At 66.4% G+C, this 21,520-nt stretch carries 20 protein-coding genes; 13 read left to right on the plus strand and 7 right to left on the minus strand.

What is annotated here, in order from left to right; translation table 11 throughout:
- Nucleotides 1–35: 35 nt before the first annotated feature.
- Nucleotides 36–959: a hypothetical protein gene (locus BDW41_RS18450; protein WP_233496929.1), complete on the minus strand. Its 924-nt coding sequence runs from the start codon at nt 957–959 to the stop codon at nt 36–38.
- A 607-nt stretch (nt 960–1,566) separates the two neighbouring features.
- Here BDW41_RS18450 and fusA point away from each other — a divergent pair.
- On the plus strand, nt 1,567–3,606 hold the full coding sequence (gene fusA, locus BDW41_RS18455; RefSeq protein WP_074550691.1) for an elongation factor G: 2,040 nt from the start codon (nt 1,567–1,569) through the stop codon (nt 3,604–3,606).
- 132 nt (nt 3,607–3,738) lie between these two features.
- A complete protein-coding gene (locus tag BDW41_RS18460) occupies nt 3,739–4,242 on the plus strand; it encodes a GreA/GreB family elongation factor (protein ID WP_074550511.1) in 504 nt (167 codons plus the stop codon).
- Nucleotides 4,243–4,318: 76 nt separating this feature from the next.
- Here BDW41_RS18460 and BDW41_RS18465 read toward each other — a convergent pair whose 3' ends face one another.
- On the minus strand, nt 4,319–4,786 hold the full coding sequence (locus BDW41_RS18465; protein ID WP_074550509.1) for an SET domain-containing protein-lysine N-methyltransferase: 468 nt from the start codon (nt 4,784–4,786) through the stop codon (nt 4,319–4,321).
- A 193-nt stretch (nt 4,787–4,979) separates the two neighbouring features.
- On the opposite strand from BDW41_RS18465, the gene BDW41_RS18470 reads away from it, so the two are divergent.
- From BDW41_RS18470 to BDW41_RS18485, 4 genes are all read left to right on the plus strand, one after another.
- On the plus strand, nt 4,980–5,462 hold the full coding sequence (locus tag BDW41_RS18470; RefSeq protein ID WP_074550507.1) for a hypothetical protein: 483 nt from the start codon (nt 4,980–4,982) through the stop codon (nt 5,460–5,462).
- 36 nt (nt 5,463–5,498) lie between these two features.
- On the plus strand, nt 5,499–7,274 hold the full coding sequence (locus BDW41_RS18475) for an acyl-CoA dehydrogenase C-terminal domain-containing protein (protein ID WP_074550505.1): 1,776 nt from the start codon (nt 5,499–5,501) through the stop codon (nt 7,272–7,274).
- A gap of 143 nt (nt 7,275–7,417) precedes the next feature.
- Complete coding sequence (locus tag BDW41_RS18480) at nt 7,418–7,891, plus strand: GNAT family N-acetyltransferase (RefSeq protein ID WP_074550503.1); 474 nt, start codon at nt 7,418–7,420, stop codon at nt 7,889–7,891.
- 52 nt (nt 7,892–7,943) lie between these two features.
- Nucleotides 7,944–8,645, plus strand: coding sequence for a DUF899 family protein (locus BDW41_RS18485; RefSeq protein ID WP_074550501.1), 702 nt, complete (start codon nt 7,944–7,946; stop codon nt 8,643–8,645).
- A 53-nt stretch (nt 8,646–8,698) separates the two neighbouring features.
- Here BDW41_RS18485 and BDW41_RS18490 read toward each other — a convergent pair whose 3' ends face one another.
- Entirely contained in the window at nt 8,699–9,463 is a 765-nt protein-coding gene (locus BDW41_RS18490) for a SapC family protein (RefSeq protein WP_074550499.1), read from the minus strand.
- A 256-nt stretch (nt 9,464–9,719) separates the two neighbouring features.
- On the opposite strand from BDW41_RS18490, the gene BDW41_RS18495 reads away from it, so the two are divergent.
- On the plus strand, nt 9,720–10,322 hold the full coding sequence (locus tag BDW41_RS18495; protein WP_074550497.1) for an HNH endonuclease: 603 nt from the start codon (nt 9,720–9,722) through the stop codon (nt 10,320–10,322).
- On the opposite strand, the gene BDW41_RS18500 is transcribed toward BDW41_RS18495, so the two are convergent.
- A complete protein-coding gene (locus BDW41_RS18500; protein ID WP_074550494.1) occupies nt 10,319–10,741 on the minus strand; it encodes a low affinity iron permease family protein in 423 nt (140 codons plus the stop codon). The two genes, BDW41_RS18495 and BDW41_RS18500, sit on opposite strands and share 4 nt — an antisense overlap.
- Before the next feature lie 130 nt (nt 10,742–10,871).
- On the opposite strand from BDW41_RS18500, the gene dxs reads away from it, so the two are divergent.
- Entirely contained in the window at nt 10,872–12,761 is a 1,890-nt protein-coding gene (gene dxs / locus BDW41_RS18505) for a 1-deoxy-D-xylulose-5-phosphate synthase (protein WP_074550492.1), read from the plus strand.
- A 245-nt stretch (nt 12,762–13,006) separates the two neighbouring features.
- On the opposite strand, the gene prmC is transcribed toward dxs, so the two are convergent.
- The 3 genes from prmC to BDW41_RS18520 form a co-directional block, all read right to left on the minus strand.
- Nucleotides 13,007–13,828 (minus strand): peptide chain release factor N(5)-glutamine methyltransferase, encoded by an 822-nt coding sequence (gene prmC, locus BDW41_RS18510; protein WP_074550489.1) that lies wholly within the window; start codon nt 13,826–13,828, stop codon nt 13,007–13,009.
- 124 nt (nt 13,829–13,952) lie between these two features.
- Nucleotides 13,953–15,629 carry a cyclic nucleotide-binding domain-containing thioredoxin-disulfide reductase gene (locus BDW41_RS18515; RefSeq protein WP_074550487.1) on the minus strand — a complete coding sequence of 559 codons (1,677 nt, stop codon included), beginning with the start codon at nt 15,627–15,629 and terminating at the stop codon, nt 13,953–13,955.
- 133 nt (nt 15,630–15,762) lie between these two features.
- Nucleotides 15,763–16,683: a LysR family transcriptional regulator gene (locus BDW41_RS18520; RefSeq protein WP_074550689.1), complete on the minus strand. Its 921-nt coding sequence runs from the start codon at nt 16,681–16,683 to the stop codon at nt 15,763–15,765.
- Between the two features lie 102 nt (nt 16,684–16,785).
- On the opposite strand from BDW41_RS18520, the gene BDW41_RS18525 reads away from it, so the two are divergent.
- The 5 genes from BDW41_RS18525 to BDW41_RS18545 all read left to right on the plus strand — a co-directional run bounded on the left by BDW41_RS18525 (nt 16,786) and on the right by BDW41_RS18545 (nt 21,512).
- Complete coding sequence (locus BDW41_RS18525) at nt 16,786–18,015, plus strand: acyl-CoA dehydrogenase family protein (protein WP_074550484.1); 1,230 nt, start codon at nt 16,786–16,788, stop codon at nt 18,013–18,015.
- Nucleotides 18,012–19,079 carry a phosphotransferase family protein gene (locus BDW41_RS18530; protein ID WP_074550482.1) on the plus strand — a complete coding sequence of 356 codons (1,068 nt, stop codon included), beginning with the start codon at nt 18,012–18,014 and terminating at the stop codon, nt 19,077–19,079. Before BDW41_RS18525 ends, BDW41_RS18530 begins: the two co-directional genes overlap by 4 nt.
- A 3-nt stretch (nt 19,080–19,082) precedes the next feature.
- Nucleotides 19,083–19,772, plus strand: coding sequence for a histidine phosphatase family protein (locus BDW41_RS18535; protein WP_074550480.1), 690 nt, complete (start codon nt 19,083–19,085; stop codon nt 19,770–19,772).
- A gap of 164 nt (nt 19,773–19,936) precedes the next feature.
- On the plus strand, nt 19,937–20,707 hold the full coding sequence (locus BDW41_RS18540) for an SDR family oxidoreductase (protein ID WP_074550478.1): 771 nt from the start codon (nt 19,937–19,939) through the stop codon (nt 20,705–20,707).
- Between the two features lie 16 nt (nt 20,708–20,723).
- Nucleotides 20,724–21,512 (plus strand): SDR family oxidoreductase, encoded by a 789-nt coding sequence (locus BDW41_RS18545; RefSeq protein ID WP_074550476.1) that lies wholly within the window; start codon nt 20,724–20,726, stop codon nt 21,510–21,512.
- The last annotated feature ends 8 nt before the right edge of the window (nt 21,513–21,520 follow it).

Genomic DNA, 21,520 nt, shown 5'->3' on the forward strand with positions numbered 1-21,520 from the left:
CGACGACTTTCTGAGAAGTCCTTGGCCGCGTCGACTCATTGGCCGTCCTGATTCGCCGGATGCGATGCGCGCTCCTGCATTTCCGCGTCGACCGAGCGCGTCGGCGTATCGACGGGGCAGCCATAGGGCAGCGGCTTCTGCGCGCGATAGATGGCGATGCATTCCTCGACGCTCGGCGCCTTGGGTGGCTGCGAAACCGGTGCCAGCTGGCTGGCCGGCGCCATGCTCATGCGCATGTCGCCGTCGTTGGGCGGCGGTGGCGCTGGTGGATCGCCGACGCCACAACCGCCGGCAAGCGCGGCAAGGGTGATCGCGCAGTGAATGCGTACGCCGGGCGCGACATGGAAGGTGTGCTTGACCGTGCTCTTGTCCACCGCCTTCTGCAATGCGTCGTCCACCGAACTGCCACCACCCTTTTGCCAGTCCTTTTCAAAGCGCGTGGCCTTGTACGGTACCGACGTGGTGTGTTGCATGATGCTGGAATCGCCCTGCGGCATCTTCTGCACGTAGCCTGCCTCGGGTGCAGGCGGCGCCGTGCTCGCCGCGGCGGGCAACGCGGCGAGTCCGTTGTGGTTGTAGAGATCCGTCGTCGGCGCGGGTGGACTGGAGGTGGCCGGCGCCGGTGGCGTGGGTGGCAGGCTCACCGTCATCGCGTTCTTCGCCGGCGGCTCGTGCACGACAGGCTTGTTGACAGGACGCGGCGGTGGCGCGGATTCCGGCGGTGGCAGCGTCGGTTCCGCCGGCGCGGGCGCACCTGCCGGCGTGGCCGCGCGTGGAATCAGTCGCACCTGCAGCGCGCCTTCGCGCGCATAGCGGGCCGAGTCCGACGCCTTCCTCACCTGCATTTCATGCCATGTGAACCATCCGAACAGGACGTGCAAGGCCAGCACGATGCCCAGGGCCAGCCAGCGACGCCCGCGGTGAGGCGGGTCCTTTCGCCAGCGCAGCTCATGCAGCAAGGTGCGCGTGGGTCCATCAAGGGGAGCCAGCCCGCGCGAGTGGGCGTCCGGCGGCGTCCAGCGATGGTGTTCGACCTGCTCGGTGTGCTCGATGGGGATTCCCTACTCGGCTCGGGGAAGTGCGCAGGCTGGACAGGCCGGCCTGCGGTGCGGGGATGGGACTTCTGCAGACAAGCGTTGCCCCTGCGGGGTTCCCGTAAGCCCGCTCAAGCTGCGTGAAGTTCATTCCCCTCACCGTCATTCCGGCGCAGGCCGGAATCCAGTGGCGAAGGTCGCCGCTTATCGCGCGATGTCAAAGCGTCCAGCTCTTCGGCGAAAACCGTGCCGTGAAGCCACTGGATTCCGGCCTGCGCCGGAATGACGGCCAAAATCGGCGCTCACGGGAGACCTTGAACAGCTCTTACACCGCACTGCAACTTGACCCGCGCGGCGTATCGCGAAAACCTAGCCGAACGGCCGCTCCGGCCGTATCCGCCATGACCGCCCCCGCGTCCCGCACGCCTGGACGACCATGACGGCCCGCCATCGTCAGCCGCTTGCGCGGCTTCGTGCGGCGCCGCAGGTCACGTCGGCACGATCCCGCGCCCAACTATGGGAGGGTCGCATCGTGTCGTACACCACGGAAAGCATCCGCAACATCGCGCTCGCCGGACATGCCGGCGCCGGCAAGACCACGTTGTTCGAGGCACTGCTGCATGCCGGCGGCGTCATCCAGACCCAGGGTTCGGTAGAGCGCGGCTCCACGCAATCGGATACCGACGAGCAGGAGAAGGCACGCGGCCATTCCATCGACACCGCCATCGCCAGCATCCCGTTCGGCCACTGCCACATCAACCTGATCGACACCGCCGGCTACGCCGATTTTCGCGGCCCCACGCTGTCCGCCTTCGCCGCGGTGGAAACCGTGGCCATCGTGGTCAACGCCGCCAACGGCATCGAGTACGGCACGCGCCGCATGATGGAGCGCGCCGCCGAGCGCAAGCTGGCCCGCGTGCTGGTGATCAACAAGATCGACACCGAAGGCTCGCGGCTGGCCGCGCTGGTGGACGCGCTGCGCGAGGAATTCGGCACGCAGTGCCTGCCGGTGAATCTTCCCGCCGAGGGCGGAAAACAGGTGCTGGACTGCTTTTTCCACTGCGAGGGCGCCACCGATTTCTCGTCGCTCGCCGAAGCGCACCAGCGCATTCTCGACCAGGTGGTGGAGATCAACGAAACCGTGATGGGCCACTACCTCGATTCGGGCGAAGGCGAACTGAGCCCGCAGGAACTGCACGATGCCTTTGAACAATGCCTGCGCGAGGGGCATCTGGTTCCGATCTGCTTCGTGAGCGCGCGCAGCGGCGCGGGCGTCAAGGAGTTCCTGGAACTCGCCGACCGCCTGCTGCCCAACCCGGCCGAAGGCAACCCGCCGCCGTTTCTCAACGGCGATGGCGAGGAGATCACCGTCAACGCCGATCCGTCGCAGCACGTGATCGCGGACGTGTTCAAGATCGTCAACGATCCGTTCGTGGGCAAGCTTGGCGTGTTCCGTGTGTGGCAAGGCACCGTGCGGCGCGACACGCAGCTGTTCATCGATGACAGCAAGAAGCCGTTCAAGGTGGGCCATCTGTTCCGACTGCGCGGCAAGACGCACGAAGAGATCGAACAAGCCATTCCCGGCGACATCGCGGCGGTGGCGAAAGTGGAGGAAATCCACTTCGATGCCGTGCTGCACGATTCGCACGACGAGGACCGCATCCATCTGGCGCCGATACGTTTCCCGCAACCCATGTTCGGCCTGGCGCTGGAACCCAAGCACAAGGGGCAGGAACAGAAACTCTCCCAGGCCATCGGCCGGCTAGCGGAAGAAGACCCCTGCTTCCGCATGGAGCATCACAAGGAACTCAACGAAACCGTGGTGCGCGGATTGTCCGACCTGCACCTGAAGATCATGCTCGAACGCATGAAGGATCGTTACAGCGTCGAGGTGACCACGCATCCGCCGCGCATCGCCTATCGCGAAACCATCGCCGGCCACGCGGAAGGCCATCATCGCCACAAGAAGCAGACCGGCGGCGCCGGTCAGTTCGGTGAGGTGTTCCTGCGCGTGGAACCGCTGGAGCGTGGCGCAGGCTTCGAGTTCGTCGATGCGGTGAAAGGCGGCGTCATTCCCGGCCAGTTCCTGCCCGCCATCGAGAAAGGCATACGGCAGGCGCTGGACGCGGGTGCGATTGCCGGCTATCCGATCCAGGACGTGCGCGTCACCGTCTACGACGGCAAGTACCACCCGGTCGACTCCAAGGAAGTCGCCTTCATCAGCGCGGGCAAGAAAGCCTTTCTCGACGCCGTGGGCAAGGCGCGGCCCGTGGTGCTGGAGCCCATCGTCGATGTGGAAGTGGCCATCCCGGAGGCCAACGTGGGCGACGTCACCGGCGGCCTGGCGGGCAAGCGCGCGCGCATCATGGGCACCGACTCGCTGCGCGGCGGGGAGATCGTCATCAAGGCGCAGGCGCCGCTGGCCGAGCTCACCGACTACCCCACCGAGCTCAAGGCCATGACCGGAGGGCGCGGCCGCTACAGCCTCGATCTCAGCCACTACGAACCCGTGCCGCCGCCGGTGCAGAAGCAGCTCACCGAGGCGTGGAAGCCGCGCGCGGACGACGATTGACGCGCGCTCCACGTGGCCTGAACGGGTGCGGCCGGCGTCGCGCCCAAGCGCCTGCATTGGCTTGAGGCGCGCCAACACGCCGCCATGTCATCTCAAGGACGCGCCGATCTGGCGGCGCGCAGGAGGCACGCAATGAGCCGCTCCTTCGTGAAGGATGCGGACGAATCCGTCGGCGAACGGCTGCCGGATATCCCGCTGAGCGAACACCCCAACTACGTCACGCCCCACAGCAACGCGCAGCTGCGCGAGCGGCTGGTGGCGCTGCGCGAGCGGCGCGACGCCTTGCGCGCGGCGGCGGACACGCTGCTGCAGCAACGCGAACTGGCCGAGGTGGAGCGCGAGCTCAAGTGGCTCAATGCGCGCGTGGGCAGCGCCATCGAAGTGGATCTGGCGCAGCAGCCGCGCGACCGCGTGGCGTTCGGCGCGCTGGTGACCGTCGACAGCGACGAAGGGGAAGCCCGCTACCGCATCGTCGGCGAGGACGAGGCGGACGTGGAGCATGGGCGGGTCAGCTATGTCTCGCCGCTGGCCAGGGCCCTGCTCGGCGCGCGCATCGGCGACGAAGTGGTGTGGCAGCGGCCGGCGGGCGATCTCAGCGTCGAGGTGATAGGGATCGACTATCCGGCCGATCCCTGACGCGTGGGCCTTGCGAATACCTCGAACCATCCGTCATTCCCGCAAGACAGGAATGACGACGGGGCTGCGACGTCGCTCAGCGCTTGGACTTCAGCAACGTACCCGTGCAGTTCTTGGAACCGCACAGGCACTTCCACAGCTTCTTCAGGCGCGCGGTGTGCGGCACGTCCAGCACGATGCCGTAGTCGTAGGTCAGCTCTTCGCCGGGCTTGATGTTGCGGATGGCTTCGATCAGCACGCGGTCCTTGCGCGGGTTGCCGTCGGTGTTTTCCTCGATCACCGCCTGGCAATTCGGATCGCAGCTGTGGTTGATCCAGCGCGCCGTGTTGCCCTTGCGGTTGGCGTCGATCAGCAGCTCGTCGTTGAGCGTGAACAGGAACGTGTGCCCGGTTTCGCCGCCGTCGCCGTACAGCTCGTCAGCTTCGGCATGCGTCATCAGCGTGCCCTTGTATTCGATGATTTCCTCACCCTTCTTGATCGGGGCTACGGCGAACACGCCATTGCCATGGATGGGGGAACGGCGGGCAACGATACGTCGGGTCATGAGCGGCAGGCTGAAAAGGGAACGAGCCCGCGATGATGCCTGCTGCGTTGCGCAATGGGAACCTCCGCGCGTTCCGGGTATCTCTGACGCAGGCGTGATCGCATGCACGCTGAGATCCGGATGCCGGCCCTGCCCCGTGGACAGAGGCCGGCGTCCTCCTGCTAAGATTCAAACAATCGTTTGAGGTCCATCCATGAAACGACTCCTCGGCTGTATGACGCTCCTCGTGCTGGTGGCCAGCCTGGTGGCCTGCGGGCCGCCGAAGAAGAGCGTGTTCCCGCCGACCGTGAGCATCCAGGAAATGGCCACCCGGCCCGACGGCCAGTGGCGCCTGACGGTGCGCATCCAGAACAACAGCTACGGCTCGATGGATTTCCACTCGCTCGACGGCCAGTTCAAGGTCGGTGAGAACGTCCCGGTGCGCCTGCATGCGCGCTTCGACCTCGACATCCCGGCCTTTGCCGCGGACGTGACCCAGGTGGACATCCTGCCCACGCCCGAGATGACCGCCGCGCTCAAGGCCGCAGCGGTCAAGGGCAGCGCAGGCAGCGTGCCCTACAGCGTGGCCGGCAATGCCAACGCCAAGCCCGAGCAGGAAAAGGAAGCCCGCGATTTCAGTTTCCACGGCAATGACTGGCTCTCGCCGGTGCCGGGAATTCCCAACACCTGGCGCTGATTCCAGTGCCTGCATGACCCACGAAGGAACTTCGCCATGACGATCTACAAGGCTCCCCTCGACGACCAGCGCTTCGCGATCTTCGACGTGCTCGGCGCAGAAGCCGTGCTCACCAAGCTGCAGGGTGGCGACGGCCATACGCGCGACCTGCTGGACGCCGTGCTGGAGGAAGCCGGTCGCCTGAGCGAAGCGGTGCTCGCGCCGTTCAACGCCAGCGGCGACGAGGAAGGCTGCCACTTCGACAAGGCCACCCACACGGTGACCACGCCCAAGGGCTTCAAGGAAGCCTTCAAGACCTTCGCGGAAGGCGGCTGGACCGGCCTCACCCAGCCGGAACGCTTCGGCGGCCAGGCGCTGCCGAACCTGATGGGCACGGCCGCCACCGAGATCTTCCAGTCCGGCAACCTGTCGTGGAGCCTGTACCCGCTGCTGTCCGAGGGCGCCTGCCACGCGATGGAACTGCACGGCACCGAGGAGCAGCAGAACACCTACCTCAAGCCCATCGTGGAAGGCCGCTGGACCGGCACCATGTGCCTCACCGAACCGCAGGCCGGTTCGGACCTTGGCCTGCTCAAGACGCGCGCCGAGCCGGGCGAGAACGGCAGCTGGAAGATCACCGGCACCAAGATCTTCATCAGCGCCGGCGAGCATGACCTGGCCGAGAACATCATCCACCTCGTGCTGGCCCGCCTGCCCGACGCGCCGGCCGGCAGCCGCGGCATTTCCATGTTCATCGTGCCGAAGTTCAAGGTGAACGCCGATGGCTCGCTGGGCGCGCGCAACACCGTCGCCGCCGGCGCCATCGAGCACAAGATGGGCCTGAAGGGTTCGGCCACCTGCGTGATGAACTTCGACGCCGCCGAGGGCTACCTGATCGGCGCGCCGCACAAGGGCCTGGCCGCCATGTTCACCATGATGAACGCCGCGCGCCTGGGCGTGGGCGTGCAGGGCCTGGCGCTGTCCGAGCGCGCGCTGCAGAACAGCCTGAACTACGCGCGCGAGCGCCTGCAGGGCCGTTCGCTGTCCGGTCCGAAGTTCCCCGAGAAGCCGGCCGACAACCTGCTGGTGCAGCCGGACGTGCGCCGCATGCTGCTGACCCAGCGCGCCTTCGTGGAAGCCTCGCGCACGCTGCTGCTGTACACCTCGCTGCAGACCGACGTGGAAGCGCGCGGCGCCGACGAAGCCACGCGCAAGCAGGCCAGCGACCTGGTGGCGTTCCTTATCCCGATCGCCAAGGGCGTGGTCACTGAACTGGCGCAGGAATGCACCAAGGAAGCGCTGCAGGTGTACGGCGGCCACGGCTACATCGGCGAGAACGGCGTGGAGCAGTTCGTGCGCGACGCCCGCATCATCACGCTGTACGAAGGCACCACCGGCATCCAGGCCGCCGACCTGCTGGGCCGCAAGATCCTCCAGTTGCAGGGCGCCGGCTTCAAGCTGTTCCTGCAGGAGATCCAGGCGTTCTGCCAGCAGCACGCGCAGGACGCCGCGCTCGCCAGCCTGATCGGCCCGCTCGCCAAGCACGCCAAGGAATGGGCCGACCTCACCCTGGCCCTGGCCCAGCGCGTGCAGGCCAACCCGGAGGAACTCGGCGCGGCCGCAATGGATTACCTCTACTACTCCGGCTACGTCACGCTCGCCTACATGTGGGCCCGCAACGTCGCCGCGCTGGCCAACAGCAGCCAGCAGGAAACGTTCAAGCAGGCCAAGCGCGACACCGCGAAGTTCTACTTCGCGCGCATCCTGCCGCGCAGCCTGACCCACAAGGCCGCCATCGAGGCCGGCGCGGACACCATTCCCGCCATCGCCTGATGTGATGCACCGAAGGGCCCCTCCTCGCGGAGGGGCTTTTTTTGTGAGCGCGGCGCGGCCTTCTTCACGCTTCCGGGACTACCGCCGCCGCGCCGCTGGGTGTAGAAACGACGAACTTCTCTCGCCAAGCCGGTTGTTTCCGCATGAGCGACGCCACGTACATGATTCGTCTGGCCGAGGACGACGACGACTTCATCCTTGGTCTGGTGCCCCGTTTCGTGGACTTCACCCTGCCACCGTGGCGACGGCGCCACGAATGCATCGAAGGCATCCGCAACGACCTGCGCCGCCATCTGGACGAACAACCAGCCAACAGCTTCCTGTTCGTGGCCGAGGATGACGATGGCGAACCGGTGGGCTTCATCCACCTGCAGAAAACGCAGGACTATTTCACCGGTCGCAACAACTGCCATATCTCCGATCTCGCCGTCGCCGCCGATTACGAAGGCCGCGGCGTAGGCCGGGCGTTGCTCGAACACGCGGAAACCTGGGCGCGCGAACATCGTTGCCACCTGGTGACGCTGGCGGTGTTTCCAGGCAACCAGCGCGCGCTGTCGGTGTACGAAAGCGCCGGGTACGCCGCGGACCTGCTGCGGCTGGCCAAGCCCGTCCGCTGAATCACGAATCCGGCCGCGCACGAGCGCGGCCATCGCATGACCGGAGGCCGTCATGAGCGAACCGTTGCACAGCACTCGATTCCCCGGCGAAAGCCACGCCTACCGCGTCGCGCGGGATCGGCTGCTGCGCGCCGAGATGGAACTGCGCCGGCAAACCGAAGCCATCGCCGCCCTGCGGCGCGCGTTGCCGCTGGGCGGTGTGATACCCGTGGACTATCCGTTCGATGACGAAGGCGACACGCCGCTGGATACCGACATCGAGCGGCAGACGCGCATGTCGGACCTGTTCGCCGACAAGGACACGCTGGTCATTTACAACTTCATGTTCGGCCCGGCGATGGCGGCGCCGTGCCCGTCGTGTTCGTCGATACTCGATGCGCTCGACGGCGAGATGCCGCACCTGCGCCAGCGCGTGAACGTGGCGGTGGTCGCGCGCTCGCCCATCCAGCGCATCCGCCATTTCGCGCGCGAACGCGGCTGGCGCCACCTGCATCTGCTGTCGTCCGCGCACAACACGTACAACGCCGACTACCACGGCGAAACCGCCGATGGCCGGCAGATGCCTGCGCTCAACGTCTTCCTGCGGCGCGACGGGCAGATCCATCACACCTGGGGCAGCGAACTGATGTTCGTGCCGGCCGAGCCGGGCCAGGATCCGCGTCACGTCGATCCGATCTGGCCGCTATGGAACGTGCTGGACTATCTGCCGGAAGGCCGTGGCGACTGGCGGCCGAGCCTGACGTACGACGACTGACGCCATCCTCGAGGCAGACGCCATGGCACCTTGCGTGCCATGGCGTCAGGTCATCAGTTCTTCAGGGCGGTCGCGGCTTCTTCGACCTGCTCGCGTTCGCTGAGGCGCTGCGAAACGCGGTCGATGTTGGAGAGCGACAGCAGGTGCGCGTAGATCCAGCCCAGCACGCCTTCGCGCAGGAATTCGTGCGTGGTCTTCTCGTCGAGCTGGCGCAGCTTTTCCTCGTTGACCACGAACAGGCCGTTGAGGTTGATGCTCTTGCCGTCCTTCTCGAGGCGGATGTTGCGCGGCTCGAGCAGGTTGTGCTTGCGCAGCTGTTCCATGAACCACTGCGTGCGCGCCACGTGCTGCTGGTATTCGCCGAGGAAGCGCACGGCGTTGCTCAGCACTTCGGTCTCGCTGCCGTCGTCCTTGAACAGGGCTTCGCCCTCGGTACGGTCGAAGCCTTCATAGGCTTCGTCGAGGAACACGGTGAAGTCGTCGCCTTCCGCACCGGCCGGCTTTTCGGCCAGCACGAACGGGTAGCGGCGCACGAAGGCGGGGATGTACGTGTTCGCCACCCAGCGGCCTTCGGCATCGATGAACAGGTTTTCGTTCTCGCGCAGGCCGAGCAGGGCCAGCGGGCCGGCGCTCTCGACCGTCAGGCCGCCGAACAGGATCGGCAGGTCGCGCGCGGCTGCGGGAAACTCGACGCCGGTCAGCGGCACCGAATGCACTGCGCTCGCGAACTTCAGGTTCGGGATCGGCTTGATGCGCAGATCCTTGTGTTCGGTGCGGTTGAGCGGAACAGGACGCTCGTAGAAAAGGACTTCAGCCACGTTGACTACCTCTGCCCGGCCGCGCCGGGGTTGCCACCCAGGCTCCCCCTCCCAAACCCGGCCTCGGGTCTACAGATGAACGGACACTATATCAGCGCTCCCGCCGGCGCGAGAACACCCCAGGACTTAAGCCTATCTCCTGCCCTGACAGTCATTTGCGTGTGTTCTGTCATGGATTTGGTCTATCCTCGGCCTCGTTACGAGCATCGTTGCAGCGCCCGAACGTTCATTCCCCTGGGTTGAAGGACGGTTTTGCATGCTGATGGAAGTACCTGGCCGCGTTGTCGACCTCCACTCGACCCGCGTGCTGTCGCTGGATGCCGCCGGCCGGATTCTTGACTGGATCAGCTGGCAGGAAGCGGTTTGCCTCTATGTGCGCGACGCGGTCGCCTGGACGCTGGGCGATCCCTGCATCACCGTGCACGGCGGCCACAACCGCGTGAGCGGACTGCAGAGCACGCTGTCCCTGCATCCCATCATCGCCAGCACCGGCCACTGCCGCGACCACGCCATCGATCCCTCGCCCGCGCTGACCAACAGCGCCCTGTTCGCCCGCGACCGCTACCTGTGCATGTACTGCGGCGAGCGCTTCAGCCGGGGCGAGCTGACCCGCGACCACGTGCTGCCGATCTCCAAGCACGGCAAGGACACCTGGGAGAACGTGGTCAGCGCCTGCCTGGCCTGCAACCTGCGCAAGAGCAACCGCACGCCCCAGCAGGCCAATATGCCGCTGCTGGCGGTGCCGTACCGCCCGAGCTGGGTGGAGCACCTGATCCTGTCCAACCGCAACATCTTGGCTGACCAGATGGAGTTCCTGGTCAACCACCTGCCGCGCGACCGGCGCCCGCACATGGCCTAGGGCCGGTCGGCGCGGTCGGCGAACAGGTCCTCGCCCTCCTCGATGCGTTCCAGCTCGTCCCTGGCCTGCTTGGCCAACTGGCAGTAGCGGCGCCGGATGCGCTCGAGCACGACCTCGTCCAGTTCCTCCAGATCGAGCAGGGCATTGTGCGCGCGCGAACTGCGGATCAGTTCGTCCAGCTTGATGTGCACCGCCGCTGAGTCGCGGTTCTGGGTGTTCTGGATCAGGAAAACCATGAGGAAGGTCACGATGGTCGTGCCGGTATTGATCACCAGCTGCCAGGTGTCCCCGAAATGGAACATGGGCCCCGTCACGGCCCAGGCCACCACCACGAGGAGGGCCAGGATGAACGCCATCGGCCGACCTGAATAACGCGCGACAGACTCGGAGAAACGCTGGAAAGCCTTGCGGATGCGCATGGACGGGCCCTGGCTGAACGGATGCCGCCGAGCCTCGCTCGCCACCTGTCGGCGGCATGTGGAGAAGGAGTCCGCTGGTTTTCACCCCGCCGCCCTTGCCCCGCCCCCTCACTGGGCCAACAATACGCCAATGAACGACCTGTCCCGCTACCCCCATCTGGCGACCATCGAGACGCCGGCCGACCTGCGCAAGATCTCCGACGAAGAACTGCCCGCCGTCGCCGATGAGCTGCGCCAATACCTGATCGAGTCCGTCGCCAGCTCCGGCGGCCATTTCGGCGCCGGCCTGGGTGTGGTGGAACTGACGGTCGCCCTGCACCACGTCTTCGACACGCCGGCCGATCGCCTGGTGTGGGACGTGGGACACCAGTGCTATCCGCACAAGATTCTCACCGGCCGCCGCGACCGCATCACCACGATCAAGAAGAAGGATGGCCTGGCGCCGTTCCCGCGCCGCGAGGAAAGCGAGTACGACACCTTCGGCGTGGGCCATTCGTCCACCTCGATCTCGGCCGCGCTGGGCATGGCCATTGCCGCGCAGCGCAAGGGCGACCATCGCAAGGTCGTCGCCGTGATCGGCGACGGCGCGATGACCGCCGGCATGGCCTTCGAGGCGCTCAACCACGGCGGCGACGTGGAGCCGGACATGCTGGTCGTGTTCAACGACAACGGCATGTCCATCAGCGAGAACGTCGGCGCGCTGACCAAGATGGCCGCGCGCGCCATGTCCAGCCGCCGTCTGAATGCGCTGCGCGAGCGCGCGAAGAAGGCCATTCCGCGTCAGTCGTTCTTCGGCCGCTTCTTCAAGCGCTGGGAAGAACACGCCAAGGGCATGATCGTGCCCAGCACGCTGTTCGAGGAACTGGGCTTCCACTACACCGGTCCCATCGACGGCCACGACATTCCGCAACTGCTCGCCGCGCTGCGCACGGTGAAGGGCCTGCCTGGCCCGCAGCTGCTGCACGTCATCACCACCAAGGGCAAGGGCTACGCCCCGGCCGAACAGGCGCAGATCGAATATCACGCGGTAGGCCCGTTCGATCCGCAGGCAGGCCTCACGAAGAAGTCCGGCCCGTCCAAGCCGACCTACACCGACATCTTCAGCGACTGGCTGTGCGACCAGGCCGCCGCCGACGAGCGCCTGCTGGGCATCACCCCGGCCATGCGCGAAGGCTCGGGGCTGGTGCGCTTCTCCAAGGAATACCCGCAGCGCTATTTCGACGTGGCGATTGCCGAACAGCACGCGGTGACGCTGGCCGCCGGCATGGCCTGCGAGGGCGCCAAGCCGGTGGTGGCGATCTATTCCACCTTTTTGCAGCGCGCGTTCGACCAGGCCATCCACGACGTGTCGATCCAGAACCTGGACGTGACCTTCGCCATCGACCGCGCCGGCGTGGTCGGTCCGGATGGCGCGACGCATTCGGGCAGCTTCGACCTCACCTACCTGCGCTGCCTGCCGAACATGGTGATCATGGCGCCGGCGGACGAGAACGAGTGCCGCATGATGCTCACCACGGGCTTCGAGCACCCGGGCCCGGCAGCCATCCGCTACCCGCGCGGCACCGGCCCCGGCGTGCCGCTGCAGAGGGAGCTGGAAACCCTGCCCATCGGCAAGGCCGAACTGCGCCGCCGCGGCCACGGCCTGGCCCTGCTGAGCTTCGGCGCCATGCTGGCCCCGGCCACGGAAATCGCCGCCGAAATGGACGCCACCCTGGTCAACATGCGTTTCGTGAAGCCGCTGGACGAGGCGATGATCCTCGAACTGGCCCGCACGCACGATGCCTTCGTCACGCTCGAGGACAACGCCGTCGCCGGCGGCGCGGGCAGCGGCGTGGCCGAATGCCTGGCCGCGCACGGCATCGTCAAGCCGATCCTGCACCTGGGGCTGCCCGACGTGTACCTGGAGCACGGCAGCCGCGAGGAAGTGCTCACCATGGCCGGCCTGGACCTGCCGAGCATCCGCAACGCGATCCGCGCGCGCTTTCCGCATGTGGGGACGCGGAGTCAGGTGACGGCTTGAGTGTTGGGGGGGGGCTGCTGATCAAACAAAAACGCCGCGCATAAGCGCGGCGTTTTTGTTTATGCGGCACCTGTTTGCGTTTTCCTGCCGTGCGTCTATTTCCCCTCACCGTCATTCCGGCGAAAGCCGGAATCCAGCGACTTTACGTTCTGCGAGAAGGCTAAAAGGCACTGGATTCCGGCTTTCGCCGGAATGACGGTGAGGGATCGAAACGCTCATGCGAGATCTTGCACGGCCCCTAGACATCACCCACCCCACACGCCACCACTCACCCGATCCCGCTGCTCCAGGTCCTGCACGGTGAGCACCTCGCGATAGCCCGCCGACGCGAGTATCTCGCGCACGGCAGCGCCCTGGTTCCAGCCATGCTCCATCAGCAGCCAGCCGCCAGGCTCCAGGTGATCGCGCGCCTGCGCGACGATGCGGCGGATATCGTCCAGGCCATCCGCACCGGACGCCAGCGCCGACGCAGGCTCGAAGCGCAGATCGCCCTGCCCCAGATGCGGATCGTTCGCCTCGATGTACGGCGGATTGGAGACGATCACGTCGAAGCGCTCGCCTGCCAACGGTGCCAGCCAATCGCCCTGGACAAACCGCACGTTGCGAATGCCATGCCGGCTCGCATTGCGCTGTGCCACGGCAAGCGCATCCGCGCTCGCGTCGGTGGCGACGACGCTGGCCGCCGGGCTTTCGCGTGCGATCGCCAAGGCGATGGCACCGCTGCCCGTGCCCAGGTCCGCCACGCGCGCTCGCGTCGTCATCCGCGCAAGCGCGAGTTCCACCAGCAGCTCGGTTTCGGGGCGCGGAATCAGCGTGGCGGGCGTGACTTCCAGTTCCAGCGTCCAGAAGCCGCGATGCCCGGTGATGTACGCCACCGGTTCGCCATGGCGACGGCGTTCCACCAGGGCGGCGAAAGTCGATGCCTGCGCATCGTCCAGTACGTCGTCCGCGTGCGCGATCAGCCAGCTGCGCGGCTTGCCCAATGCATGGACCAATAGCAGCTCCGCTTCCAGGCGATCACCCAGCGCGTGCGCGGCATCGGCAATGACCTGACGCACCTCAGCCACGCGCGCGGCGCTCCGCGTGGCGGAACGGGAACGAAGGAAACGACCGACGCGACATCACTGTTTTCCGCTGGAAGAAAGCGACAGTGTAAAGGCTGGGCGCGTTCCCTGCCGCGCGCGCCGCGCCTTAAACCGGCGTCGGCGCCAGATAGTGATGCACCGCCTGGATCACCACCGAGCCTTCGCCCACGCTCGATGCCACGCGCTTGACCGAACCGGACCGCACGTCGCCCACCGCGAAGATGCCGGGCTTGGTCGTGGCATACGGCGATTCGAGCAGATGGCCCTGGGCGCAGCGACCCGTGAGCACGAAGCCCTTGTCGTCCAGTGACAGGCAATCCTTCAGCCAGTCGGTGTTGGGTTCCGCACCGATCATCACGAAGACGTTGTTGACCTCGCGCGTGGTCAGTTCGCCGGTGTCGCGACGCTGCCACGTCACCTTGCCCAGGCGGCCGTCGCCTTCCAGCCCGACGATCTCGCTGTGCGTGTGCAAGGTGATGGACGAGGAGCGCAGGATGCGCTGCACGAGATAGTCGGACATGGTCGCCGCCAGCCCGTTGGAACGGACCAGCACGTGCACATGCGAAGCGATGCGCGACAGGAACACCGCCGCCTGCCCCGCCGAATTGCCACCGCCGACCACCACCACTTCGCCGCCCTTGCACAACTGGCCTTCCATCGCCGTGCAGGCGTAGTGGATGCCGGCGCCTTCGAACTGCGCGTAGCCGGGAACATCCAACTTGCGATAGCGCGCGCCCGTCGCCACGATCACCGCGCGCGCCTGCACGCTCTGGCCGTCGTCCAGGAAGATGCGATACGGCTGCACCGAGCAGTCGATGCCGGAAGCCTGCCGCGAAATCGCCAGCCGCGCGCCGAACTTCTGCGCCTGCGCCTGTGCGCGCCCCGCCAATGCCTGGCCCGAAATGCCGGTGGGGAAGCCGAGGTAGTTCTCGATCCTCGACGACGTACCCGCCTGTCCACCCGGCGCGACACCTTCCACCACCAGCGTGGAAAGACCTTCCGACGCCGCGTACACCGCAGCGGCCAGGCCCGCCGGGCCCGCGCCGGCCACCACCACGTCGTAGACGAAATCCGGATCGATGCTTTCGGTGATGCCCAACTGGTCCGCCAGCTCCGCCGTGCTGGGGTTCTGCAGAAAGCAGTGCTCCGGACAGATCACCACCGGCAATTGCTCATGCGCCAATTGGAAGCACTCGATGAAACCTTCGGCGTCGGGTTCGGTTTCCGTATCGATCAGCCGATGCGGATAGCCGTTGCGCACCAGGAAGCGCTCCAGCCGCAAGGTGTCGGCGCTGTGCCCCGGCCCGACCAGCACCACGCCGCCGAAGCCCGCGCGAATCAGCCCCACGCGCCGCAGGATGAAAGCGCGCATGATGATTTCGCTGATGTCCGCTTCCGCGGCCACCATGCGGCGGAAATCGTCCGAGCGCACGCGCAGCACGTGGCTGTCCATGGCCGCGCGCGCCGACGCCATCACGGCGCGGCGATTGAACATGTTCATCTCGCCGCTGAACTGCCGCGCCGAATACATGGTGAACACGTTGGACTGGCCGAACTTGTCGACATCGAAGATCTCGACGATGCCATCCAGCACCAGGAAGAAATCCACGCCGCGCTGGCCGCGCTCGAACAGCACGGTGCCGGCCGGTACGTGTTCCTCGTGTCCATAGGCCGCGATGCGCCGGACCATGGAAGGATCCAGGCGCGGGAACATCTGCTCCTTGCGGTTCATCGGATCCGTCGGGTCGTAGACGACCTCGGGGGCTGGCAACGGCTCGGACATGCAGGCACACCTCGTCATGGGGACCGCCCGGCGGCAGGCCGCCAGGTCCATCCTGGAGTCAGGTCGGCGCCGGTGGCAGGGAAGGCACCGCGCCGTACACCGCATCGTGCGCCCGCGCCGTGGCACCCGCAAGTCATTGCGGCGTCGGTTGCATGGCGCCGGTGATGGACTTGACGAGACGTTCACGAAACCAGCGATGGGCCTGGTCGTCGTCCTTGGAATCGTGCCAATAGGCCAGGATGGGAATGGCGCGTATGCGCACCGGCAACGGCTGCACGGTGATGGGCAGCAGCGTCGAGAGGTGGTCGGCATACGCCTTGGGCACCGTCAGCAGCAGGTCGCTGGCAGCCGCGATCTGGCAGGCCGAAAAGTAGTGCTGCGCCACCATGCGCACCTCGCGGAACATGCCGTTCTGGCCGAGCAGCGTGTCCAGCGCGCTCGATTCGCCCAGCGGCGACACCGTGACGTGCTGGGCCGCCAGGTAATCGCTGCGGCGCAGCTGGTTCGCCAGCGGATGATCGCGCCGCATCGCCACCACCAGCGTCTCGTCCAGCAGGCGCCGATGCGAAATGCGCTCGCCCGCGCGCAAGGGGCGATCCACTGCCAGGTCCAGCGCGCCAATGCCCAGTTCGCGCTCCACCTCGTCCGCGGCAACCCGCCGGCTCACCACGCGCACGCCCGGCGCCTCCCGCCCAATGCTCGCCATCAACCGCGGCAGCGCAATCGACTCGAGGATGTCGCGAAAGCCGATGACGAAGGCCATCTGCAACCGCGACGGGTCAAACCGGGGCTGCGCGTGCGTGCTCGCCAGCAGGCCCTTCAGGTGCGCCTGCACCGACGGCATCATCGCGCGCACCTTGTCCGTGGGCAGCAGGCGATTGCCCTGCCGCACGAACAGCGGATCGCCCAGATGATCGCGCAGGCGGCGCAAGGCGTGCGTCACCGCCGGCTGGGTCAGGTGCAGCACGCGCGCCGCCGCGCTCACGCCGCCGTGCGTGTAGATCGCGTCCAGCACGCGAAACAGGTTGAGGTCGATGCGGCTGTCGCGTTCCATGGTTCCACCCATTCACCAGGCTAATGCCAGCCCATAAAGCATATTCATTTCAATTATCGGATGCCGGAGGCGTACGCTGCACGGAAGTTGAGGAGACCCACGATGGATTTCGCCCCCTCCGAGCGCACCCGCGCCCTTGCCGAACGCCTCGGGCGTTTCATGCGCGAGGAAGTGCTTCCCGCCGAACCGGTCTACGCCTCGCAACTGGCCGGCGGCGCCGACCACCGCCAATGGCGCCAGCCGGCGGTGATGGAGCAACTGAAGACGCGCGCGCGCGACGCCGGCCTGTGGAACCTGTTCCTGCCCGACCTGGAAGGCGGCCCCGGCTTGAGCAATGTGGAATACGCGCCGCTGGCCGAGATCATGGGCCATTCGTTCATCGCGCCCGAGGTGTTCAACTGCAGCGCGCCGGACACCGGCAACATGGAAGTGCTGCACCGCTACGGCTCCGCGCCGCAGCGCGAGCAATGGCTGGCGCCGTTGCTGCGCGGCGAGATTCGCTCGGGCTTTGCGATGACGGAGCCTGACGTCGCCTCCTCCGATGCCACCAACATGCGCGCGACCGCCACGCTGGAGGGCGACGAGATCGTGCTCAACGGCCGCAAGTGGTGGACGACTGGCCTGGGCCATCCGCATTGCCGTTTCGTGATCTTCATGGGCCTGAGCGACGCGCATGCCGAGCCGCACCAGCGCCACAGCATGGTGATCTGCCCGCTCGATGCGCCCGGCGTGCACATCGAGCGCATGCTGCCGGTGTTCCATGCCTACGATGAACCCTCGGGCCATGGCGAACTGCACTTCGCCAACGTGCGGCTGCCGGCGTCCAACGTGATCCTGGGCCCCGGGCGAGGTTTCGAGATCGCGCAGGGACGGCTGGGTCCAGGCCGCGTGCATCACTGCATGCGCGCACTGGGTGCTGCGGAGCGCGCGCTGTCCCTGCTGTGCGAGCGTGCGCAATCGCGCGTGGCCTTCGGGCAACCGCTGTTCCGGCTCGGCGGCAACGCCGACATCGTCGCCAACCTGCGCATGGCGATCGAACAGGCGCGACTGCTCACGCTGAAGACCGCGTGGACGCTGGACCAGCACGGCCCCAAGGCGGCGCTCAGCCTGATTTCGCAGATCAAGGTAGTGGTGCCCGCCGTCGCGCAGCAGGCCGCCGACGCGGCCATCCAGATCCACGGCGGCGCGGGACTGACCGACGATTTCCCACTGGCGCAGCTCTATGCCTATGCCCGCGTGCTGCGACTGGCCGACGGCCCGGACGAAGTGCATCGCGCCGTCGTCGCCAAGCTCGAAGCCAAGGCCCAGCTTGCCAAGGAGCACCGCGCATGACCGCCATTCCAGACCAGCCCCGCGCGGTGCGCGAGGAAGACGCCTTCGACGTCGCGCGCGTCGATGCCTTCCTCAAACAGCACATCGCGGGATTGGAAGGTACGCCCACGGTCAGGCAGTTTCCCGGCGGCGCATCCAACCTTACCTACCTGCTGCACTATGCCAACCGCGAACTGGTGCTGCGTCGTCCGCCGCGTGGCGCGAAGGCGAAATCCGCCCACGACATGATGCGCGAAGCGCGCGTCATGGATGCGCTCAAGGCCAGCTACCCGTATGTGCCGGCCATCCTCGCGCGCTGCGACGACGAAAGCGTGATCGGCCAGGATTTCTACGTGATGGAGCGATTGCGCGGCACCATCCTGCGCCGCGACCTTCCGCCCGAACTCGGCCTGGATCGCGAAGGCGTGCGCACGCTGTGCCTGGCTTTCGTCGACCGCCTGATCGAACTGCACCAGGTCGACGCCACGCAGCCCGCTCTGGAAAACTTAAGCAAAGGCGAGGGCTATATCGCGCGGCAGCTTGCTGGCTGGAGCGAGCGCTGGCGTCAATCGGCCACCGAAGGCTCCGACCCCTGCGAAGATGTGATCGCCTGGCTCGACGCGCAACAACCGGCACGCGACAACGCACGCTGCGTCATCCACAACGACTTCCGCTTCGACAACGTCGTGCTCGCCGCGGACAACCCGCTCGACATCGTCGGCGTGCTCGACTGGGAGCTGGCCACCATCGGCGATCCATTGATGGACCTGGGCAGTTCGCTCGCCTACTGGATGCAGGCCGATGACGATCCGGTGTTCCAGTCGTTCCGCCGCCAGCCCACGCACGAAGCCGGCATGCTCACGCGCCGCGAAGTCGTCGCCTACTACGGCGAACGCACCGGCATGGATGTCTCGGGCTGGCGCTTCTACGAAGTCTTCGGCCTGTTCCGCCTGATGGTGATCATCCAGCAGATCTACCGCCGCTGCGCCTTGGGCCAGACCACCAACCCGCAGTTCGCCGGCTTCGGCGACGCGGCGAAGTATATGGGCATCCGCTGCCGCCGCCTGATGGCCGCGAAGGACTGACCCGTGCGCGAACTGCTGCTGATACGGCACGGACAGGCGAGCTTCCACGCCGACGACTACGACCAACTGTCGCCGATCGGTGAACGGCAATCCGCGTTGCTCGGCCAGTGGCTCGCCGAATGCGGCGGCCAGCCCGACCTCGTCGCCATGGGCCCGCGCGTACGCCATCGCGACACGGCCATGCCCTGTCTGCGTGCAGCCGGCGTGGATATGCAACCCACCGTCATGCCCGGCCTCGATGAAGTGGATCACGTCGAACTGCTGGCACGGCTGCGGCCCGAACTCGCCGCGCCCGGCGCGCTGCTTGCGGCGATGAAACAGCAAGCCGATCCCTTTCGCGCCTTCCAGCAATTGTTTGTCGATGCACTCGATCGCTGGTCCGGCGGCGCGCACGATGCGGACTACACCCGTAGCTGGGCCGACTTTCGCCATGGCGTGCTGGATGCCCTCCAACAACTCAGCGAAAGCAAGGCGAACACCATCTGGGCCTTTACCTCAGGCGGCCCCATCGCCGTCATCGCCAGCGCGTTGCTGCAAGCCCATCCCTCCCGCGCGTTCGAACTCAGCTGGTCGCTCGTGAACACCGGCGTGACGCGGATACGGCTAGGCTCGCGCGGTCCAAGCCTGGTGACCTACAACGCGTGGCCGCACCTGGAACGTATGCGTGGCGAATCGCTGGTGACGCTGCGGTGATACGGCTTACCTCACCGTCCAACCACCGTCATTCCCGCGAAAGCGGGAATCCAGTGTCTTTGTCACAGCTCAGGGCTGTCGCTAGATTCAAAAAAGTCACTGGATTCCCGCTTTCGCGGGAATGACGGTGAGGAATACCAACCCCTACCCGGATCTGGTTACCCATGACAACTCCCGATACTTTCGACCTCACCGGCAAAATCGCCATCGTCACCGGCGCCAGCCGTGGCATCGGCGCCGAGATCGCCAGGCTACTCGCCGCGCATGGCGCGCATGTCATCGTCTCCAGCCGCAAGCAGGCCGATTGCCAGGCCGTGGTGGATGGCATCGTGGCCGACGGCGGCTCCGCCGAAGCCATGGCCTGCCATATCGGCGAGATGGAGCAGATTGCATCGCTTTATGCACAGGTCGAAGGCAAGCATGGCCGTCTCGATATCCTGATCAACAATGCCGCCACCAACCCCTACTTCGGCCACATCACCGACACCGAACCTTCGGTGTTCCAGAAAACGGTGGACGTGAACATCCGCGGCTACTTCTACATGTCCACGCACGGCGCCCGCCTGATGGCGAAGAACGGCGGCGGCTCCATCGTCAACGTGGCCTCGGTGAACGGCGTGGTGCCGGGTTTCCAGCAAGGCATCTACTCGATCACCAAGGCCGCCGTGATCTCCATGACCAAGGCCTTCGCGGTCGAATGCGCCGAACAGGGCGTGCGCTGCAACGCGCTGCTGCCCGGCCTGACCGATACCAAGTTTGCCTCGGTGCTGGTGAATACGCCGGCCATTCTCAAGCAGGCGCTGGCGCACGTGCCGATGCGCCGTGTGGCGCAGCCGTCGGAGATGGCGGGGGCGGCGCTCTACCTGGCCTCCGATGCCGCCTCCTACACCACCGGCGCGGTGCTCAACGTCGATGGCGGCTACCTCAGTGTCTGATCGCGGAGAACAACGCATGACGTCAACGCTTCCCCCGCGCGCCGCCGGCAAGCGCGCCCTGGTCACCGGCGCCGCCGGCGGGCTCGGCGCGGCATCGGCACGCATGCTCGCGCGCCATGGAGCCAAGGTGTATCTCACCGATATCGACGGCGATGGCGCCGCCGCGACGGCCGCGCAGATCAACCGCGAGCACGGCGCAACCGTGGCGTGGTCCGCGGTGCAGAACGTAGCCAATGAAGCGGCGTGGCAACACACGCTGGCTGAGGCCGCGAACGCCATGGGCGGCCTGTCCGTACTGGTCAACAACGCCGGCATCGGCTCGCTGGGTGGCGTGGAACGCATCGAGCTGAAGGAATGGCACCGCGTGATGGCGGTGAACGTGGATAGCGTGATGCTGGGCTGCAAGCATGCCCTGCCCTATCTGCGCGACGCGCAGCCCGCTTCCATCGTGAACATCTCCTCGCTGGCCGCGTTCAAGATCGATCCGGACTACACCGCCTACAACACGTCCAAGGCCGCCGTGGCCGCGCTGACCAAATCGGTGGCGATGGATTGCACGCGCCAGCGCATCGACGTGCGTTGCAACTCCATCCATCCTGCCTTTACCCGCACCGGCATCGTCAAGCCGTTCTTCGACAAGCTAGGCGAGGAAGAGGCGACAAAGAAACTCACGCGCGGCATTCCCATGCACCGCCTTGGCGAGCCGGACGACGTCGCCTACGCGGTGCTCTATCTTGCTTCCGATGAAAGCCGCTACGTCACTGCGGCGGAACTCGTCATCGATGGCGGCGCACGCGCCGTCTGACCCGGAGA

This window comes from Dyella sp. AtDHG13 (genome assembly GCF_003201105.1).
Classification (GTDB): Bacteria; Pseudomonadota; Gammaproteobacteria; order Xanthomonadales; family Rhodanobacteraceae; genus Dyella; species Dyella jiangningensis_B.

Bases quoted from the DNA above. Each gene is read 5' to 3' on its own strand.
- dxs (WP_074550492.1), top strand. From the start codon at position 10,872: ATGAACGACCTGTCCCGCTACCCCCATCTGGCGACCATCGAGACGCCG.
- BDW41_RS18460 (WP_074550511.1), top strand. From the start codon at position 3,739: ATGAGCCGCTCCTTCGTGAAGGATGCGGACGAATCCGTCGGCGAACGG.
- BDW41_RS18545 (WP_074550476.1), top strand. From the start codon at position 20,724: ATGACGTCAACGCTTCCCCCGCGCGCCGCCGGCAAGCGCGCCCTGGTC.
- BDW41_RS18495 (WP_074550497.1), top strand. From the start codon at position 9,720: ATGCTGATGGAAGTACCTGGCCGCGTTGTCGACCTCCACTCGACCCGC.
- BDW41_RS18520 (WP_074550689.1), bottom strand. From the start codon at position 16,683: ATGGAACGCGACAGCCGCATCGACCTCAACCTGTTTCGCGTGCTGGAC.
- BDW41_RS18465 (WP_074550509.1), bottom strand. From the start codon at position 4,786: ATGACCCGACGTATCGTTGCCCGCCGTTCCCCCATCCATGGCAATGGC.
- BDW41_RS18530 (WP_074550482.1), top strand. From the start codon at position 18,012: ATGACCGCCATTCCAGACCAGCCCCGCGCGGTGCGCGAGGAAGACGCC.
- BDW41_RS18485 (WP_074550501.1), top strand. From the start codon at position 7,944: ATGAGCGAACCGTTGCACAGCACTCGATTCCCCGGCGAAAGCCACGCC.
- BDW41_RS18500 (WP_074550494.1), bottom strand. From the start codon at position 10,741: ATGCGCATCCGCAAGGCTTTCCAGCGTTTCTCCGAGTCTGTCGCGCGT.
- BDW41_RS18540 (WP_074550478.1), top strand. From the start codon at position 19,937: ATGACAACTCCCGATACTTTCGACCTCACCGGCAAAATCGCCATCGTC.
- BDW41_RS18470 (WP_074550507.1), top strand. From the start codon at position 4,980: ATGAAACGACTCCTCGGCTGTATGACGCTCCTCGTGCTGGTGGCCAGC.
- BDW41_RS18480 (WP_074550503.1), top strand. From the start codon at position 7,418: ATGAGCGACGCCACGTACATGATTCGTCTGGCCGAGGACGACGACGAC.
- BDW41_RS18475 (WP_074550505.1), top strand. From the start codon at position 5,499: ATGACGATCTACAAGGCTCCCCTCGACGACCAGCGCTTCGCGATCTTC.
- BDW41_RS18525 (WP_074550484.1), top strand. From the start codon at position 16,786: ATGGATTTCGCCCCCTCCGAGCGCACCCGCGCCCTTGCCGAACGCCTC.
- BDW41_RS18515 (WP_074550487.1), bottom strand. From the start codon at position 15,629: ATGTCCGAGCCGTTGCCAGCCCCCGAGGTCGTCTACGACCCGACGGAT.